Annotated in this window: 17 protein-coding genes; 12 read left to right on the top strand and 5 right to left on the bottom strand. The window is 44.4% G+C overall.

Going from position 1 to position 18481, the window contains the following annotated elements:
• The first annotated feature begins 38 nt into the window (after nt 1-38).
• The 6 genes from BN1209_RS06155 (at nt 39) to BN1209_RS06130 (ending at nt 5951) form a co-directional block, all read left to right on the top strand.
• Complete coding sequence (locus BN1209_RS06155) at nt 39-449, top strand: ExbD/TolR family protein (protein WP_045751403.1); 411 nt, start codon at nt 39-41, stop codon at nt 447-449.
• A 4-nt stretch (nt 450-453) separates the two neighbouring features.
• Nucleotides 454-858, top strand: a complete 405-nt coding sequence (locus tag BN1209_RS06150; protein ID WP_045751402.1) for an ExbD/TolR family protein — start codon at nt 454-456, stop codon at nt 856-858.
• A complete protein-coding gene (locus BN1209_RS06145) occupies nt 858-1544 on the top strand; it encodes a TonB C-terminal domain-containing protein (RefSeq protein ID WP_045751401.1) in 687 nt (228 codons plus the stop codon). Before BN1209_RS06150 ends, BN1209_RS06145 begins: the two co-directional genes overlap by 1 nt.
• 77 nt (nt 1545-1621) lie before the next feature.
• On the top strand, nt 1622-3268 hold the full coding sequence (locus BN1209_RS06140; protein ID WP_231855123.1) for a putative porin: 1647 nt from the start codon (nt 1622-1624) through the stop codon (nt 3266-3268).
• An 11-nt stretch (nt 3269-3279) separates the two neighbouring features.
• A complete protein-coding gene (locus tag BN1209_RS06135) occupies nt 3280-3972 on the top strand; it encodes a coiled-coil domain-containing protein (protein ID WP_052661111.1) in 693 nt (230 codons plus the stop codon).
• A gap of 173 nt (nt 3973-4145) precedes the next feature.
• A complete protein-coding gene (locus BN1209_RS06130) occupies nt 4146-5951 on the top strand; it encodes a GGDEF domain-containing protein (RefSeq protein WP_144402555.1) in 1806 nt (601 codons plus the stop codon).
• Nucleotides 5952-6009: 58 nt separating this feature from the next.
• Here BN1209_RS06130 and BN1209_RS06125 read toward each other — a convergent pair whose 3' ends face one another.
• From BN1209_RS06125 to BN1209_RS06105, 5 genes are all read right to left on the bottom strand, one after another.
• Nucleotides 6010-6657 (bottom strand): hypothetical protein, encoded by a 648-nt coding sequence (locus tag BN1209_RS06125; RefSeq protein WP_144402554.1) that lies wholly within the window; start codon nt 6655-6657, stop codon nt 6010-6012.
• A complete protein-coding gene (locus BN1209_RS06120; RefSeq protein WP_052661110.1) occupies nt 6618-7223 on the bottom strand; it encodes a hypothetical protein in 606 nt (201 codons plus the stop codon). The genes BN1209_RS06125 and BN1209_RS06120 overlap by 40 nt, the downstream gene beginning before the upstream one ends.
• On the bottom strand, nt 7223-9481 hold the full coding sequence (locus tag BN1209_RS08900; RefSeq protein ID WP_052661109.1) for an IPTL-CTERM sorting domain-containing protein: 2259 nt from the start codon (nt 9479-9481) through the stop codon (nt 7223-7225). Before BN1209_RS08900 ends, BN1209_RS06120 begins: the two co-directional genes overlap by 1 nt.
• A gap of 88 nt (nt 9482-9569) precedes the next feature.
• Nucleotides 9570-9953: a VanZ family protein gene (locus BN1209_RS06110; protein ID WP_045751398.1), complete on the bottom strand. Its 384-nt coding sequence runs from the start codon at nt 9951-9953 to the stop codon at nt 9570-9572.
• A complete protein-coding gene (locus BN1209_RS06105) occupies nt 9943-11292 on the bottom strand; it encodes an undecaprenyl-phosphate glucose phosphotransferase (RefSeq protein ID WP_231855165.1) in 1350 nt (449 codons plus the stop codon). Before BN1209_RS06105 ends, BN1209_RS06110 begins: the two co-directional genes overlap by 11 nt.
• 451 nt (nt 11293-11743) lie before the next feature.
• Here BN1209_RS06105 and epsL point away from each other — a divergent pair, with 451 nt between their 5' ends.
• The 6 genes from epsL (at nt 11744) to epsG (ending at nt 18433) form a co-directional block, all read left to right on the top strand.
• Nucleotides 11744-12991 carry an XrtB/PEP-CTERM-associated polysaccharide biosynthesis outer membrane protein EpsL gene (gene epsL / locus BN1209_RS06100; protein WP_045751397.1) on the top strand — a complete coding sequence of 416 codons (1248 nt, stop codon included), beginning with the start codon at nt 11744-11746 and terminating at the stop codon, nt 12989-12991.
• A gap of 104 nt (nt 12992-13095) precedes the next feature.
• Nucleotides 13096-14136, top strand: coding sequence for a TIGR03790 family protein (locus BN1209_RS06095; protein ID WP_197539007.1), 1041 nt, complete (start codon nt 13096-13098; stop codon nt 14134-14136).
• A 149-nt stretch (nt 14137-14285) separates the two neighbouring features.
• The gene (locus BN1209_RS06090; protein WP_045751396.1) at nt 14286-15278 is read left to right on the top strand and encodes an EpsD family peptidyl-prolyl cis-trans isomerase; all 993 of its coding nucleotides are present in this window, start codon (nt 14286-14288) and stop codon (nt 15276-15278) included.
• Between the two features lie 75 nt (nt 15279-15353).
• Nucleotides 15354-16133 (top strand): polysaccharide export protein EpsE, encoded by a 780-nt coding sequence (epsE, locus tag BN1209_RS06085; RefSeq protein WP_045751395.1) that lies wholly within the window; start codon nt 15354-15356, stop codon nt 16131-16133.
• A 10-nt stretch (nt 16134-16143) separates the two neighbouring features.
• Nucleotides 16144-17538, top strand: a complete 1395-nt coding sequence (gene epsF / locus BN1209_RS06080) for a chain length determinant protein EpsF (protein WP_045751394.1) — start codon at nt 16144-16146, stop codon at nt 17536-17538.
• 22 nt (nt 17539-17560) lie between these two features.
• Entirely contained in the window at nt 17561-18433 is an 873-nt protein-coding gene (gene epsG / locus BN1209_RS06075; protein WP_045751393.1) for a chain length determinant protein tyrosine kinase EpsG, read from the top strand.
• Nucleotides 18434-18481: the final 48 nt, after the last annotated feature.

Here is an 18481-nt window from a genome sequence, read left to right as displayed (position 1 = left end):
GTTCGTCAACAAGCCAGTGCAATTCGGGGGCAGACAATATGTCTGAAGGCGTCAAGGAAGAGAACCAGCTTTACGACGAGATTAACATTACACCGATGTTAGACTTGGCTTACGTGCTACTTGTGATTTTTATTATCATGACGACGGCTTCCGTGCAGGGCGTGAAGGTGGAAACGCCGGTCACGCAAGCAACCGCGCCTTTAGCCAAGCCGAAGATGCGCGCCATTACCATTACCAGCGATGGCTCAGTGTATTTGGACGCTTATCCAGTGGATATGGCCACCTTGGAGCAGCGCTTGGCGGAGTATAAGAGTGGCAACCCAAGCTTGCCTGTGGTACTAAAAGCGGATGCGGTCGCGCACTTTGATAAGGTGTCTGAAGTACTGGGCATCTGTAAGAAACTAGATATTACTGAAGTTGGTTTAGTCACTAAAAAGCAGGCCGGATAAGCACATGCAAGTTCAAAATGAAGCACAGCCTTACGACACCATTAACATCACGCCGATGCTAGATTTGGCTTATGTGCTTTTGGTGATCTTTATTTTGATGACCACCGCTGGCGTGCAAGGCCTCACAATGAACTTGCCTAAGCCTTCTAATAAGCCCAGCACAGAAAAGCACGATGTCAAAATCGTGCAGGTGCAACAAGGTGGCGGCGTGTTAATTAATGGCATCGGTGTGAGCATGGCGGAGCTTGAGTCGCAGCTTAATGCAGCCAAAGCTAAAGATGACAAATTTAACGTGATGATACGCGGCGATGCGGATGCGCCTTATGCTGGCGTGATTAGCGTGATTGATTTGGTGAACCGTTTAGAGATTAGCAATGTTGGTTTAGTGACCGGCAAGATAGGCACCTAATGCAAGCAAAAGCAATCCCATCAAGCAGCTCTGTATGGTTAAAGCGCGTGGCTTTGATCTTGGCGGGAGTCTTAGTCTTAGCGGGCTTATTCTATTTGGGTAAGGCATTAATGTCTGGCGGCACTACGCACAAAAAAGCAGTGACCACAGTGAAGTTATTGCCTGATACACCGCCACCACCACCTCCGCCACCACCAAAAGAGCCGCCTAAAGAGCAGCCAAAAGAAGTCAAAGAGGTGAAAGAAATACAGCAGCCTAAGCAAGAGCAGACGCCACCGGCTGAAGTCTTGAAGATGGAAGGCACAGCGGGGGATGGCCCAAGTCCCTTTGCAGCAGGTGCAGTGAATAGTGAATACAAGGGCGGTGATGTAGGCACTAAGATTGGCGGCAGAAAAGGGCTTGCTGCTTTTGCTTGGTTTACGGGGCAAGTCAAGGTGAAGGTTGAAGAAGCCTTGGCTGCCGATAAAGATTTATCTGTGGCGCAATATCGCTTAGTGGTGTTGCTTTGGCTAAACACTGCAGGCCATATTGAGCGGATTGAATTACAAGGCACAAGTAACAACGAAAAAACAGATGCGCTGATTAAGAAGGTGCTGACCGGCAAGCTGGTAGCGAATGAGCCACCACCTAGCGATATGCCGCTGCCTATTAAGATACGCATCACCTCAAAAAATAGTGGCTTGTAAAAAATAATTTTGAATGGTTTTTCAAAGAATCATTTCCCAATAAAAGATTTGCTTATAAACGATTTACTCAGGAACGTATGATGATTAAACAACAATTTAACCCTGCGATGGCCATCACGAGCATTAGTTTAGCTTCGATGCTGATGATGTCATCGCCGCTATTGCAAGCGGGCGAGCGCGAGTCATTAGAACAACTGCGTTCAACGACACTGAATTTGATTGATATGTTGGTGAGTGAAGGTGTGCTATCAAAAAGCAAGGCCGATATTCTTAAAAAAGATGCTGAAGCCGCTAGACTGGCATCAGCAGAAAAAGATGCTTTAGAGAAAGCAGAAAAACAAGCTGAAAAAGGTGAGCCGATTAATGAGGTGGCTGCCAAAACTGTTCGTGTGCAGTATGTGCCTGACTTTATTAAAAAAGAAATGCGCGAAGAAGTTAAAAAAGAATTGATGACCAAACTCAATTACAAAGCGGGTGAGCGCTTGGGTATGCCCGATTGGATTGATCGTATTGAATGGACGGGCGATGTTCGCCTACGTTTTGAGCGTGATGCTTTTGCTGAGGGTAATGCTTCGCCACTTAATTTCACAGCTAACGAAAACCGAAATGCTGCAGTGACCAATACTTCAGAAGATAGAGATCGTATGAGATTGCGTGCACGATTAGGTGCGAATATCAAGATTAATGATTGGCTAAGCAGTGGTATTCGCATGACGACAGGGAGCAATGTTGACCCTGTTTCTCCTAATCAGACCATGGAGAGTGTGGATAGTAAGTTCTCATTTGCGTTAGACCGCGTATTTTTGAAAGCGAAGCTAGGCAGACGTTTATCAGCCACAGGCGGTCGTATGGAGAACCCGTTCTTTGGTACCGACTTGGTATGGGACCCTGATTTGGCCTTTGATGGTGTGTTCGCAAAATACACGCCAGAGTTAAGTGATACGGTTTCAGCCTTTGTAACAGGGGGTGTGTTCCCGATCGATGAGATACAAAGTTCAGACACGAACAAAGCTAAAAGCAAATGGCTGGTTGGCGGACAGGCAGGCATACAGTGGAAAACATCCCAAGTCTCCAGTAAATTTGCAGTTGGTCTTTATGACTTTCAGAATGTCGAAGGCACTCTAAATACGGTCAATGCAACTGATTATAGAGACACTGCACCAGCGTTTAGGCAAAAAGGTAATAGAACTTTTAGCATCAACTCTAGTTACGTGAGGTCACTGTCACCATCGGATAATAAAGCATGTGCATATGGTGGACCTTGTGGCCTTGCTTCCAAGTTCCAACAATTGAATGTCACTGGTCAGGTAGAACTTTTAACATTTAACCCGGTACATATTATTTTAACTGGCGATTATGTTAAAAATATTGGCTTTGATTCAAACGATTTTGCAAATAAAACTGGATTAGCATTGGGAAGCTTCAAGAAAGAAAACCAAGGTTATCAAGTGAAGTTGTCTGTTGGTACCGCTAAAGTGACGAATGCGAATGATTGGGAAGTGTTTGGTGCATACAAGCACCTGGAGGCAGATGCTGTTTTAGATGCATTTACTGACTCAGACTTTCGTCTTGGCGGGACAGATGCTAAAGGCTGGATCCTTGGAGCGAGTTACGGGATTGATAAAAATGCATGGGTGTCAGGTCGTTGGTTAAGTGCCGATCAGATTTCTGGTTTGCCGCTTGGGATCGATGTGTTGATGTTTGATTTGAACGCTAAGTTCTAAGGCGACGACGAATGGAAACTACCATCATGAAGTCGATTTTTGGGCCTGGTAAAATCATCATTGGGCTATTGCTTACAGCGAGTTTCTTTTTGAATCCTGTGCACGCGGCTGATAAGAAAGATAAAGCGGCACGCCGTGCGCAGCAGATGGTGCAGCAGATTCAGCAAGAAAAAGCCCAGTTGCAGAGCCAACTTGATCAGGCAACACAAGCAAAAGCAGTGTTAGATGCAGATATGGCAAAAGCCCAAGAAGAAAACGCCACCCTAAAAACCAAGTTCGGTGCCGCAAATCGCAAGATTGAGGGTTTGGAGATTAGCTTAAAAGAAATGACCGCTGAACGTTTGGCGTTTGAAGCCAAATTGCTCAAAACACAGGTTGAGCTAGAAGCCACTAAAACGGCTTTGAATGAACTTGATGTGAAATATCAAGCTAATGTATATGATCTAAAGGTGAATGAGCAGCAACGCGCTAACTTAACTGCCACCACCATTCAAAAAACCAAAGTGATTGATGCTTGCTTGGCTAAAAACGCTAAACTTTATGACTATGGTTTGGAATTGGTCAAGTTATACGAAAACCCTAGTTTGTACAAAAAAGCGGTGTTGACTGAGCCGTTTTCACAAATCAAACGCGTGGAACTTGAGAATATTTTGCAAAACTATAATGACAAAATAGACCTAGAGAAAGCGACTGGTTTTCAGTAGTTGGATGTCATCGTTAGACATTTTTCACAAGCGCAATATCAAAATTGCCATAACAAAAGTAGCAAAATAATACATAACTAGCTTTTATTTCATATTGGCTAGTTATGTTGTCATTTAGATGACACATGCATCAATTACAGTGATGTATCGGTTTTTTTCTGGACTTTTTGTTCGTGCTACCCAACAACAACAGCCTACCGCTTGACGAACTTCAGCTCTATTCCAAGGAAAAACTCGACCTTGGTTTGGAAGTGTTCCTGCGTGACAATCTTCTGCAGGCAAGCTTTCAGCCGATCTTCGATTTTAATACTGCCAAAGTTTTAGGTTTTGAGGGCTTGGCGCCTATTGAACTGATTCGTGCCGCGAGGGTGAGCTCAACCGTGGTCGAGGGGGAGTATCTTGGCCGTCACCTCGTTTTAGAGTCTTTTGCTAAGCAAGGCTTAGAAGGTAAAATTTTCTTAAACGTGAGCTTAGATGTGTTGTTGCAGTCTGAAGCAAAAACCGGTGAGACACTAAAGTATTTAGCGGAATTTGGTTTGTCGCCAAGCGACGTGGTGATCAAGCTCAGTCGATCTGAAAGCGGTGCGGATGTTGGGTTACTCACGCAAGCTTGTGCACATTATCGTGGCATGGGATTTCAGCTTGCGATTTGTAACCTCAATCAAGGCTTTTCCGGCTTAAGTTTGTGGTCAGAAGTAAAACCAGAATACGTGCAGCTAGATAAGGACTTTATCGATGGAATTCATCACGACAAGGTGAAACTAGAAATCGCTCGGTCTATTTATGAGGTGGCTTCTCAGTCAAACGCAAAGGTGATTGCTGATGGCGTTAACAATTCATTGGACCTCATGGCGATCCGCGACCTGGGGGTTGACCTAGGACAAGGCAGTTGTCTCGCTGAAGCTGCAGTAACCCCAGTACAAATCTTGCCTGAAGCGGTGATTAAATCTTTATTGCGCGTTGAAGCCCCGCGTGAAAATGTGTTGCAAACAAGGGCAACGGTTTCTAAATTACTAAGATATGTGACGCCCGTCAGTCCGTCTGACACAAATGAAGAGGTGTTCAGACTGTTTGAGCAGAATCCAGACCTTCATGCGGTTCCTGTGGTACAAGCAACTAAGCCTTTAGGCCTGATCAGTCGTGGAGCGATGATTGATAGTTATGCACGCCCCTATCGCCGGGAGTTATTCGGGGATAAGTCATGCGTCACCATGATGGATGACGCTTCCATTATTGTGGATCACAATACCACTGTACAAGATCTTACAGATCTGATTTTACGAAGTGATCCACGACACTTATCTGCCGGCTTTATTGTTTCCAATGCCGATGCGTATCTTGGGATGGGAAACGGCCATGATCTGTTGCGTTTAATCTCCAACCTACAAATTAATGCAGCGCGTTATGCTAACCCTTTAACACTTTTACCCGGCAATACCCCCATCTGTGAACAAATCGATCTGCTCATTCAATCAGGGACATCGTTCGTGACTTGTTATTTTGATTTAGATAACTTTAAGCCCTTTAATGACGTATATGGCTTCCAAAAGGGCGATGAGGTGATTCAATTGACGGCACGATTAATCAGTAAAGCCTGTGGCATGTTTGATTTTGTTGGCCATATTGGTGGTGACGACTTTATTGTGCTTTTTCAAAGTGCTGATTGGGAGCAGCGTTGTTATGACTTTTTGGATGAAGTTTCCAATGCTTTTCCGCAGGTGTATGACGAAGAAGATCGATTGCGTGGTGGAATTGAGGCAGAAGATAGAAAAGGGGTTAAGCACTTTTACCCAATTCTCACCATTTCTATTGCTTCGGTGAAGGTTTCACCTGGCATGTTTCCATCACATCATGAAGTCTCGGAAGCCTGTATCAGCGCCAAGAAATATTCCAAGAAGTTCACAGGTAATAGCATGTTTATTGAACGCCGACTTCCTTTCATTGTATCTTCAAAGCAGCAGTCAGAGCAGGTTCATTAAACCCACTTCATACTTCTAGACCTTAGGTATTCATCGCCATTGTGATGCATCTCATTGGCTAGTCATGAATGCTACTACTCATCCATTTACTACTAATCCCTATCGCCATTACACTGATCGCAATGCTGAGCATGATCAGCCCACCACCATTCAAAAAATCACTCCAATATAACAGCAAGCCATGGGCGTCGCCTGTTACATTCAGTGCTTTTTCTAGGTTAGCCCACAGCATATAAATAAATTGCATGGGGAAATCGAGCAGCATCAAGATTAGTATCAATGGCGCACCGAAGCTGATTCGATAAAAGTATGCTTGATATTGTTTTTTGAATACGTCTGCGGGCCAAGCAAGGACTAAAGTAAAAAAAATCACCACGGGTTGCAAGGCATAATCTAGCGGAATGCGACTGCTAATTAACCGTGCGTTTTCAATGAAGTAATATTGTTCGCCAATAAAAAAGGGATGGCTGACTAAGCCTTCAAATTGCACAAACTGTTGGCCTTGAAACCACGTAATGATGAGTGATGAAATATCGATGCGACTATCCACATGGTGAATGGTGAAGTGATAAAGCGGCAACAGTGCTTCCATTAAATATCGACCATACCAATGGGTGAGGGCAGTGAAGCTGGTGCCAAGTAATAACAATCGAAAGCTACTTCGTATCATTTGGCGTTTAAGTGTGGTTGATTTTTCTGCAGCCAATAATGGTAAAACAAGCCTGCAATGGTAATTAATGCCAATGGTGCAATGGTGCCGTGTAGCAGTTGAAACAAGGCTTTGTCAGCACGGAAGGCATAAAACAACAGTAATATACGCAATTCATTGACGGTATAAATCAGGACTAATCCAAGAATAATGCCTGATAACTTTGCGCGCCAACCTATTGCGACACTTAATAAGCCGGCGATGAGAATAAATAAGGCTTCCACGCCCTCACAGCCTATCTTAATCACCAAACCACCCCCGGGCGCTAAAATTTGATTGCCCAAGGCGCTTGCTTCAATTTTCGGCGTGAGCAGATGAATCAACATCACCGCTGGCTTGACAATGACAGTTCCACGAATAAAGTAGCCTACTGTCTCATCGCGCACCATTTGCCAGCTGGCTTGCATGAGGATGAATAATAAAATAAACACCAAGGCTTGCTTGATAAGTGAGCTAACTGGGTTTGGCTTGTCTTGATGAGAATCTTTTGGACTGTATTTTTCCTGGCTGGGCCATTCCGACTGATTCGGCCAATAATCGATGCCTGGAATGGGCTTAGCCATTAATGGCCTGTGCCTTTATTTTGCATCTTGCTATTTAGCTTGAGTGATCTAAATTGCGCTTTGTGGCCAATAGCAATCATCAGCGCCATCATGAATATCATTCCCCATTCTGGCAGCGTTGGGCTGTCTCCCGTCTCAGAGCCGTCGCTCATGGCCACTTGTATAGATGCCGCATTATTGTCCTGCGTGCTGTCTGGTAAATCTGAACTGACACTTGCCAAGAGTTGGGTGTTGCTGCCGATGCTATTCCAATGGACCTGCATGGTCAGTGAGGCAGTGCTATTTACACCGAGCGTGCCGAGTAGGCAATGTACGATATTGTTGGTGGCCGAGCAGTTGGCATTGCTTGAAACAAACGTCGCGCCTGCAGGAAGTGTGGTGGTGACTGCAACGTTTGTTGCCACTTGCGGGCCAGCATTGCTCACAGTAATGATAGAAGGCTGCTGCGTGCCGAGGCTAATGGCATTAGGGCCAGTGATGCTTACGCTTAAATTGGCATTCGCAGAAGGGTTAAGTTTCCAATTAAGTTGTACAAATCCAGCAGCACCGTTGCGACCATCAAGCGCAATTTTATATTCTTGTCCGGCTTGCGCTTGCAGCAGCACACTGCTGTTACCAACACCAAAGCCATCATTATCATTGGCGACAACATTGCTTAAAGCGTTAACGGTAGTGCCTCTGTAAACTGCCAGCAGGGTGTCATAATTGCTGTCGTGAGTGTCCAAGCTTAGTTGGCCGTTTGCTGGCGCTGTCCATTTCCACCATACCGACTGCCCGCCAGTGTTGCCCGCATGGTTTGGCTCACCTGTTTCTTTGGTTGATAGTATGGATGAACTGCTGACGCTACCACTATTGTTGGTATTGGAGAGTGCGCTGGCAGAGGCGAAATTGTTATTCGTTGGCAAACTAGCCAGTGCCTGGAGCAAGTCCAATCTTGGGAAGCTTAAGTTGTTTCGAGTATCGGTCACCCTTGGAACTCTTGTATTCGTTAAGCGACTTTGAAGCTGGCTAGCGGTTTCTGAAGGAAAAGCCGATCGTAATACGGCGATCGCCCCAGCGACATGAGGTGCAGCTTGGGATGTACCACTCAGTTTTATCCCAGCAGAAGTTATATTAACGCCTGGGGCTAATATTTTGAGAAAGTTGGCGCTATTTGAAAAGCACACCACTTGATCGGCGGCTGTCGTTGCATCGGTGCAGCCAGTTCCCCAACTGATGCCACCCTCATTGCTGTCATATACAGCGCCCACGGACACGGCATCTGGTGAACAAGCGGGGCTAATTAGTCCGTCTGTATAGCCTCCGTTTCCTGCTGCAATTACCACACTAATTCCTGCCGTTTTGGCGCTTGTGATTGTGCTTGATGACCAGTCGTTGCTGCAGGGGCTGGTGTATTTGGTGTCGCCACCTAAACTCAGGTTAATCGATGCAATGTTATATTTGCCCTGATTGCTGATACCCCAATTAATGGCGGAAATAATGTCATTACTATAGGCGCCGCTGGCCGTATCAAAGACATTGATGGCAGCAATTTTGCTACCCGGAGCCACTCCAATGATAGTGCCAGCTACATTGTTGCCATGATCATGATTAGTCGCTGCCTGTCGAGATCCTATGATTCTATTCGAAGTCACTTGATCTATTGAAGCAATCACCTTACAGCTGGCAGGTGAACCTATACCAGTACATGATCCAAAATCAGACTTGGTGTAATCTAGGCCGTTGTCTATCACTACCACTGTGGTGCCAGCGCCTTGCTTACCTAATTTGTATGAAAAGGTTTGATTGATCAGGCTTGAGTTTTGTATGGAAATAAGATGCATTTTCTCGTTGATATACATAGCTTTAACCCCGGCTTGCGCAATAAAAGCTTCAAGCGCTACTTTGGATTTGAAGCGTTTAAAGCCCATCGGCAAATGGCTGTAACTTTGTAAATCTTCAATCTCTGGGCGCCTTGTCGGTAAATCGACACGATCTTTAAGGGCTTTATATTTTTCGACCTTATAGGCACGGATTTCGTCATTATCACGGCGCTTAGCCAATCTATTGCGCATCGTCTTGGTGACCGTTTCAATTTCTGCATCGTCGTACTCGATGATGAGATCAACCGGATTGCCTGCAGCAAGCTCGAGGTTGACCTTGTCCGTTAATTCTGTGGAAAGGGTGACGCCAGCCATAGCTGGCTGAGAAAAGACTTGCTGCATGAGCAGCGTTAAATAAAAGACGCCAATTAAACGGATGGTATTAACAGGTGCCATGGTGATGAGTTTGTATTCCTTATTATATTGCTAATGGCTGCTGAAAGCCTTAATCCAGCATGGCTATGATTGTCTATGCAATATTGACTTAATCTTTAATCCAGCCAAGTTTCTTTTTGATCCAATAGTCGGGCAATATTGCCAGCAAGCAACCTAGTGCATCTGCGGCATAATCGCCTGCATCTGCTGATCTTCCAGGAATATACATTTGGGCAATTTCATCGCAAGCTGCAATGCTTACAGTCATTAGCAACACGATAGGCAGAGGGGTTTTTCGGAAGGCTAAACCTATTAGCATCGCCATGAGGGCGTAGGTGCAAAGATGCACAACCTTATCCCACGGCGGATTAAACATGCTACCAGCGCCAGGTTGTCTGCCCCCAATAAAAATGCCCACAAGCATCAGCACCAGGCCAATGATGGCGATTACTTGAACCCAACGATGTTTATATATATGTGGTTTAGTAGGCATTTTTTTCTTTTCTTAATAACATGGCGATCGTTTTGAGCACGATATAAATATCCAGTTTAGCGCTCCAGTTGCGCAGATAATCAATATCATATTCGATACGGCTTTGCATTTTTTCTAAGGTGTCGGTCTCGCCGCGAAAGCCATTGACTTGAGCCCAGCCAGTAATCCCAGGACGCACCTTATGGCGCACCATATAACCTTTGATGATTTTACGGTAAGTTTCATTGTGAGCCACTGCATGTGGCCTGGGGCCAACAACGCTCATGCGACCTTGCAATACATTAATAAACTGCGGTAATTCATCTAGCGAAGTTTTACGCAATAGTCTGCCGAATGGAGTAATGCGCTGATCTTGCTTGGTAGCTTGCACAACGACCGCGCCATCTTCAGCCACCGTCATGGTTCTAAATTTGTAGACTAAAATTTCTTTGCCATCTAAGCCATAACGACGTTGTTTGAAGATAACCGGGCCCGGTGAACTCATTTTTACGCCTAGGCTAATGATGAGTAATATGGGCGAGATCAGGATCAATGCGGCCACTGAAAATAGCAAATCGAACACGCGTTTGATCAGGCCATCGATACCTGCAAAAGGAGTTTCACAAAGCGTAATGACCGGAATGCCGTCGACTTGGCCTACACTTCCTTGAATCAAATCCGTTAAAAATATATCCGGCAAAAAGTATATGGAGGCTGTCGTGTCTTTGAGTTCATCGAGCACTTTAACGATGCGTGGTCGATTTTCCATGGGCAAGGACATGTAGACAATATCTACTTGATGTTGCTGCATGTATTCGGTGATGTCTGTGATTTTCCCCAGGATAGGGTGCTGAATTTCACCATCCAATTCCACGCTTAGCCTGTCGGCCGAGCGGTCATCAAAAAATCCCAAGCATTCAGTGTTGTTGTATTCCGAGTTTTGTAAGCTGGCTGCAATTGAAATGCCTTGTTTGTTCATGCCTGCAATAATGGCGTAGCGTGTGGGGCCTTGTATTTGTAAAATAAACGGTGCAATCCCCCGCAGTGCAAACACTGCAATGATTTGGCAAATGGGGGTCAGCCATAACCAGATTTGCATCACATATTTATCGAAAAATCCTAAGTGGTGGGTGGCTAACGCGAATGTTAATAACATGCTTGCAAGAATGAGCCAAGAGACCAGTATGTTTCTGATGATCTTCCATGGCGCGATATTGATTTTAGTATTGCCAGGGAAGGTGACGGAAAAAATGATGACTGAGAATATGAGGTAGTTTGGAAGCAGTTCGCCATCGAACCAAATGGCAAGACCCCAAAGTGTCAACACAATAATGAGCGGCTCAATGATAGATTCTAGAATAAAAAGAATGTTGTCACGGGATAAAGCAATGCCGGAGGCCTTGCGAATTGAGTTGCTTGCATTGGGTCTATTCGGCATGGCGCCAGCTTTATTTGTTGTTAACATTGATTATTTGAGACTTTTTTAGATGGCAGGTAAGAATTTTGATTACTTTTTTTGCTGTGCTTAACTAACGATAATTGTATTTTTACAATCCGATTTAAAAACATCGCAAATTAAGCATACATACAATAATTTCTTTGTGATCATAACTGATAAATGTTGCACTTTCTTTACAAGCGAGTGACCATTTAATTATATTAATAAATCTGTAACTTTTTAATTGATATACTAATTTATAACAATTATGATAATTAGGTTAGCGAATTTGCAAATGTTGTTGATATAAATTCTGATTTAATTTTAGGCGTTAACTTTATTGTTGGTTGCCAAATATACTGAGCACTTTTTTATGTTGCAAGTCTCAACTTTCCTTTTGAATTTGAATGGCATCATCGGATTGATGGTCAGTCAACACGTCAGCAACTCTCATTTTTATTTGCTGCGTGCTTTACGCTATGTATTAGTTGCCCCTCTTTTAATGACATCCACATTAGTATTGGCGGATGCGCAAGACACCGTCAATGTAATCGTAGGGATGAGTCGAACGATGGATGACAACTTTTTCCGTAAGCCTGTTGCGCCAGTCTCTGAAACGATTACTACCTCCTATGCAACCCTCAGTGTTAACAAGCAGTATTCAATGCAGCGCCTGAATTTTGAATACACCATCAGAAATAACGCTTATCAAAATTATAGTTCGCTAGATTCTGTGGGTAATAACTACAAAGGGTCTTGGGCATGGTCATTAACGCCTAGGTTAACGGGTGCCTTGTCAATACTTCGCGCAGAGTCTGCTATGGGGTTTGCTGATGCAACCTTCGTCGCTGCTAATAAATCACCCATCCTGACCAATGAGGTTCAAAACTTTTTGATGGATTGGGCGCCGCAAGGTAATGTGCATTTTTTAGGCGGATTTACTCGTACAGTCTCTCTTAACTCAAGTAACTTCCAGCCAGATCGCGGCAACACCACAAATGCAATCGATTTGGGTGTTAAATATGTTTTTCCGTCAGGCAGTGAAGTCACCATGATGCAGCATCAGCGCCAAGGCGAGTTTGCAAATATTAATCCGCTTTTGCCACAAACCTTTACAGAAAATGAAACGGAAGCTAAATTCAATTGGCGTGTGACCACCAAGTCTTCGGCGAGTACCAGGGTGGCGATGGTTGAGCGTGAGCATGATCAAGCAGGCGGTAAAGATTTTTCAGCGCGTGATTATTCGGGTTGGGTGGGTGATGCCAGCCTTAGTTGGACGCCCACTGCTAAGTTACAACTCACCGCCTCTGCTGCAAGTGCCATTGTTGTTTACCAAAGCCTCAACGCGAACTATGCCAGAAACAACAGCCTGAGCTTTACCCCGACTTATGCCTGTACCAATAAGATTATGGTGACTGGCAGCGCAAGCATTTCCGAGCGTGTGGTTGAGGGGCTTAATGAAACCGACACCATTGAGAATGCGAGTTTAGGTTTAGATTGGACGCCGAGACGATATGTAAGCTTTGGCGCGAAAGTGCAAAAGATGAGCAGAACATCTACTACCGCTAATAAAGATTTCTCAGACTTAATAACGACCTTGACCGCAAATATTAATTTTTAAGGCTGTTACTATTTTTAATTCAGCTTCCGCGATCTCAATAGCTAAAAAAAGCTGGTACAAAAATACACTATTAAATAGTGTCTAATTCAAGTGATTAAATTCAAGTGATTAAATTTTTAATTTTTCTGGCCATTACTCTTTCTAATTTAAATTTGGCGCAAGCGGCAGACGCTGATGTTACTCCTCGTAATAGAGCCAGCACGCTTGGCCCAGAGCAAGTGGCGCTGGTGATTAATGATGCGGATCCGAGCAGTGTAAGAGCGGGGGATTACTACCGCATTGCGCGTGGCATCCCCGCCGAAAATGTCGTGCATGTGAGTATCAAAAATGCACCGAATCGATTATCGCTTGCTGAATTTACTAGCCTGCAAGCTGAAATTGAAGCGCAGTTAAATGCCAAAGAGCAAGTAATTCTATTGGCCTGGACTGCGCCGTATGCGGTGGAGTGCAACTCGATTACTTCTGCGCTCACCTTGGGTTTTGATGCCAAGCAGTGTGCGGATACTTGTGGGGTGGGTAAGTCCAGCCCTTATTTTGACTCGGTAAGTAAAAAGCCATTTGATGATTTGCGTATCCGCCCAGCCATGCTATTGCCAAATGACTCTTTCATGCGCACCAAGGCGCTCATCGATAGAGGGGTGCAAAGCGATGCTGGGGTATTTAGAGCGACCGCTTATTATTTGACGACCTCTGATACCAACCGCAATAGTCGCGCGCCTTTTTTTCCGCCAACGGGATTAAATATTCCACGTGCTGGGCTTGCGATTATAAATATGCGATCAGATAAATTAGTGGGTGCACGTGATGTGATGATTTATCAAACAGGCTTAGCGAATGTGGATGGTTTGGAGACCCTAGGCTTTTTGCCTGGCGCATTAGCTGATCATCTCACATCGTTTGGTGGGGATCTTGCTGGTAAGGGGCAAATGAGCGCGCTGCGATGGCTAGATGCTGGCGCAACAGCAAGTTATGGGACGGTTTCTGAGCCTTGTAATTACTGGCAGAAATTTCCAAATCCAACCGTATTATTAAAATGGTATGTAAACGGTGCCACTGCGATTGAAGCTTATTGGAAAAGTGTGGCTTGGCCAGCGCAGGGCGTTTTTGTGGGTGAGCCTTTAGCGGCACCGTATGGGCGTCTGTAGTTTTTTATTATTTTGTCATGTGTAACTAATCTGGCTGAAATTTGTAATAAAAATGAAACCTGGATTTAATATAATAGCAAATAAATAAAATATCAAAAATATCAAAAATTAATTTTTTAGTCGTTTGGTAGAAATTTTAAGGAACACAAATGCATAGCAACTCACATGACTTATTGAAAACATCTAAACCTAATCTTGCTAAGCTGGTATTGATGATCGCACTTGTTGGTTTGGTAGCTGGCTGTGGAAAGAAACAAGGCGGCGATGAAAAGTCTTCCCAGTCTCTCGTCAGCGTGGATGGTGAAGAGATCACGGTGTACCAAGTGAATAATGAATTGCAGCGTGCCAATATCCAACCTGCCCAGCAGGAGGCAGCGAGTCGTCAAATTCTTCAAGGATTGGTTGATCGTCAAATTTTGCTGCAAGCGGCCCATAAAGAAAAGTTAGATCGAAAACCACAAGTAATGCAGGCAATTGAAAACTCAAAAATGCAAATTTTGGCGCAAGCGTATTTGCAAGAGCGTCTTGCTTCAGTAGCAAAACCAACGAGCGCTGAAATCGAAGAGTATCGTGCGCAGCACCAAGATATTTTTGCTAATCGCAAAGTTTACGTAACTGACGAAGCCGTATTCGCCCTGGAAGCGGGCAGTACAGAGAGTCTGCAAGAAATTGCAAAGTCAGAAAAAACGCTCAAAGACTTAGAGGGTTGGTTAAAGTCACATCAAGTGAAATATGCGGTGAAGCGTGTGGCGCATGCTGCTGAAACACTGCCACCACAATTGCTCGCCCAGTTTGGCAAGATGGCAGTTGGTCAAATGGTATTTATTGGGGCAAATGGTCCAAATACGCAAGCCATGGCAGTGAGTATGGCTGAAATTAAAGAGATGCCAATTTCAGAGAAAGATTCAAAGCCTTTGATTGAAAGGATTTTGACAGAAGAAAAACGTAAACAAACGGCAGAAGCCGAATTGAAGCGTCTGCGTGAAACTGCAAAAATTCGATACATTGATAAGAAGTTTGATCCAGCCAATGCGCCTAAAGTTGAAAAGCCAGTTGAGGCTGCTAAACCGGCTGATAATGCACAAGAGGAAGCTAAGAAAAAAATGGAAAGTAGTGTGAGTAAGGGCTTGAATGGACTTTAAGTTGTTGAAATTGTTTTAAATGGTGCTGGGCTTTAATTTAGCCTTTAATCTAGTTTTAATTTAAGGGGTGGTGTGATGAGGAAAATCCTCGCAAGTTTGATGTTGTTGCTGGGTGTTTGGGCGCATGTCGCTTCAGCAGACGATGGCAACTATCTGTTGGGCCCAGGCGATATGTTAAAAATTACTGTTTATAACAACCCTGATTTGACATTGGAAACGCGCATTACTGAAACCGGCACGATTAGCTTCCCATTATTAGGTGAAGTTGCGCTTGGCGGCATCACTGCATCGGCGGCGGAAAAGAAACTTTCTAACCAGCTGGAATCGGGTGGCTTTGTTAAGCAAGCACAAATCAATATTTTGGTGGTGCAGTTCCAAAGCAAAATGGTTTCAATCTTGGGGAGTGTTTTTAAACCGGGTCGTTATCCTTTGGACCGCAGCATGAATCTCACCGAGGTGCTCGCCCTTGCTGGTGGGGTGCCGGCGGATGGCTCAGACATGATAACGGTGATTGGTAAGACTGGCAAAATAGAATACGACTTACGCAATATCGTTAAAAAAGGCGATGGCACACAAAATATCAATTTAGTCGGTGGTGAGATTGTTTATGTACCACGCGCCCCAATGTTTTACATCTACGGTGAAGCGCAGCGCCCAGGTTCGTATCGTATTGAACGCGATATGACGGTAATGCAAGCGCTGGCGTTGGGTGGTGGTCCAACAGCAAGAGGTACGCAGCGAGGTGTTCAATTGCATCGTCGTAATGCTAGCGGGGTGGTGCAAGTGCTCAGCCCCGAGCTCACAGATCTCGTTAAGCAAGATGATGTTCTCTTCATAAAAGAAAGTTTGTTTTAGGACGCTAGCCATGAATTTCTCTGAATTTTTACTCATCTTAAAAGCAAGGCGCATGATTTTTTTCGTGACGCTAGGCTTAGTGGTCATCTCAACCTTAGTGGTTAACCTGATCACCCCTAAAACATATAAAGCAGTCGCCTCTATCGTACTCAATGCAAAAGGCGCTGATCCGGTGACTGGGCTAGTAGTTCAAGCATCCATGATGCCAGGCTTTATGTCGACGCAAATTGATATTATTACTAGTGAAAAGGTTGCAATTAAAGTCGTTGAAAATCTTAAGCTGACTGAAAATCAAGCCGCTGTTGCTAAGTTTAACGAGGCTACCAAGGGTAAAGGTGAAATTAAATCTTGGATGGCTAAATTGTTACTCAACAATGTGAGTGCGAAACCCTCGCGTGACAGTAGTATCGTTGATATTTCATTTACAGGTGTTGACCCAGAGTTTGTGACTACTATGGCAAATGCTTTTGCTGAAGCTTATCAAGAAGTCAATATTGAGTTAAAAGTGCAACCTGCGCAAAAAGCCGCTGAATTTTTAGGTGTTCAAACACAGGTGTTGCGCAAAAACCTTGAAGAGGCGCAAGCAAGGCTTTCTAAATATCAACAAGAAAAAGGCTTAACCAGCGTAGCTGGGAGCATGGATGTGGAAAGTGCACGTCTTAATGATTTATCTTCCCAATTAGTTGCGGTACAAAATCAAGCGAATGAAGCGAGCACTCGTCAACTTCGTACCGGTGGCACAGGCGATGAATCTCCTGATTTAGCAGCAAACCCAATGGTACAAAGTTTAAGAATGGATATTGCCCGTGCAGAATCGAAATTTTCAGAGCTTTCACAACGCTTGGGCCCTAGTCATCCGCAATACCAACAAGCCATGGCTGAGATCACTAAACTCAAAAGCCAATTGCAAGAAGAAAAAGTTAAAGCACGGAGCACCATTGGCGGTACTGCAAGTATTCACAAACAACGTGAAGCAGAACTTCGTGCCGCGCTTGCTGCACAAAAAGCTCGCGTGCTTGAACTCAACCTAACGCGTGATCAATTGACTGTATTACAACGTGACGTTGAAAACGCGCAGCGTGCCATGGATCAAGCAGGTCAGCGCTTTACGCAAACAACGCTTGAAGGCAGTGCTAATCAAACTGATATTGCCATCCTTAACCCAGCATCCCCACCGCCCTCAGTCGAAGGCCCGAGAGTTAAGTTTAATACCATTTTGGCCTTATTCTTAGGGAGTTTACTAGGCATCTTTATTAGTTTAACGGCAGAAAAAATGGACCAGCGTGTGCGTTGCAGAAATGTGGTGTGTGAGCTACTAGATTTACCTGTTTTGGCGGTAATCAGCAGTCGCCGTGTGGGGCCATTTTTTAGACGCATCAAGGCTTTATCTCCGAAAGCCAACTAAATTTAGAGTAAGGAAAATTTGTATGGAAACAAATATCAATACCGGGTCAAGCACAGCTGGACAGCCAAAGCAAAGTCCTATTGGTGGGCTGTTAGTCGAGCTGGGTAAAATATCTCAGAATGATGTTGAACGCATTGTGAAGGTTCAGCAAGATAAGGGAATGCGTTTTGGTGATGCAGCTATTTATCTAGGGTTGATTACAGAAGCGGATATTAATCTGGTCTTGTCGATTCAGTTTAATTATCCCTATCTTCAAGTGGGCAATGGTAATTACAGCCAAGAACTAGTCGCAGCTTACGCACCATTCACTCCGCAAGTTGAATCGCTCCGAACCTTACGTACTCAGTTAATGAAAAAGTGGTTTAGCGAGGGCAATAAAGCATTAGCGATTGTCAGCGTAAATCCTGGGGAAGGCGGAACTAACTTAACAGCTAATCTTGCTATTTTATTTTCGCAATTAGGGATCCGTACCTTATTGCTCGATGCCAATCTTCGTGAACCGCATCAACATGAACTGTTTAATCTGACTGAGAAACGTGGTCTTTCAGATATTCTAGCGGCGCGTAACGACAAAAGCTTAATTAGCAATATTGAGGCTTTTCCAAACCTCTCAATTTTAGGTGCGGGTACTTTGGCGCCAAATCCGCAAGAGTTGCTCAATCGCGCGACCTTTGCCAATTTCATGACACAAGCGATGGCATTGTATGACGTCATCTTGGTAGATACATCCCCTGCTGTGGACTCTGCTGATGCACAAGCCATTGTGGCACGTTGTGGTGGTGCGCTATTAGTATCAAGACTTGATCACACTAAAATGTCAGATTTAGCTGCAGTGAAAGCGCAAATATCTGTGACAGGTGCACAAATTGTTGGAGCGGTCATCAATGATTTTTAAGCGGTCTGTTTAAATCCTACATTTTAGTTTCACATTTAGCTAACTATA

Source organism: Candidatus Methylopumilus turicensis (genome assembly GCF_000953015.1).
Classification (GTDB): Bacteria; Pseudomonadota; Gammaproteobacteria; order Burkholderiales; family Methylophilaceae; genus Methylopumilus_A; species Methylopumilus_A turicensis.
The sequence above is the reverse complement of the archived record's forward strand: the minus strand, read 5'-3'. Positions and strand labels throughout refer to the sequence as shown.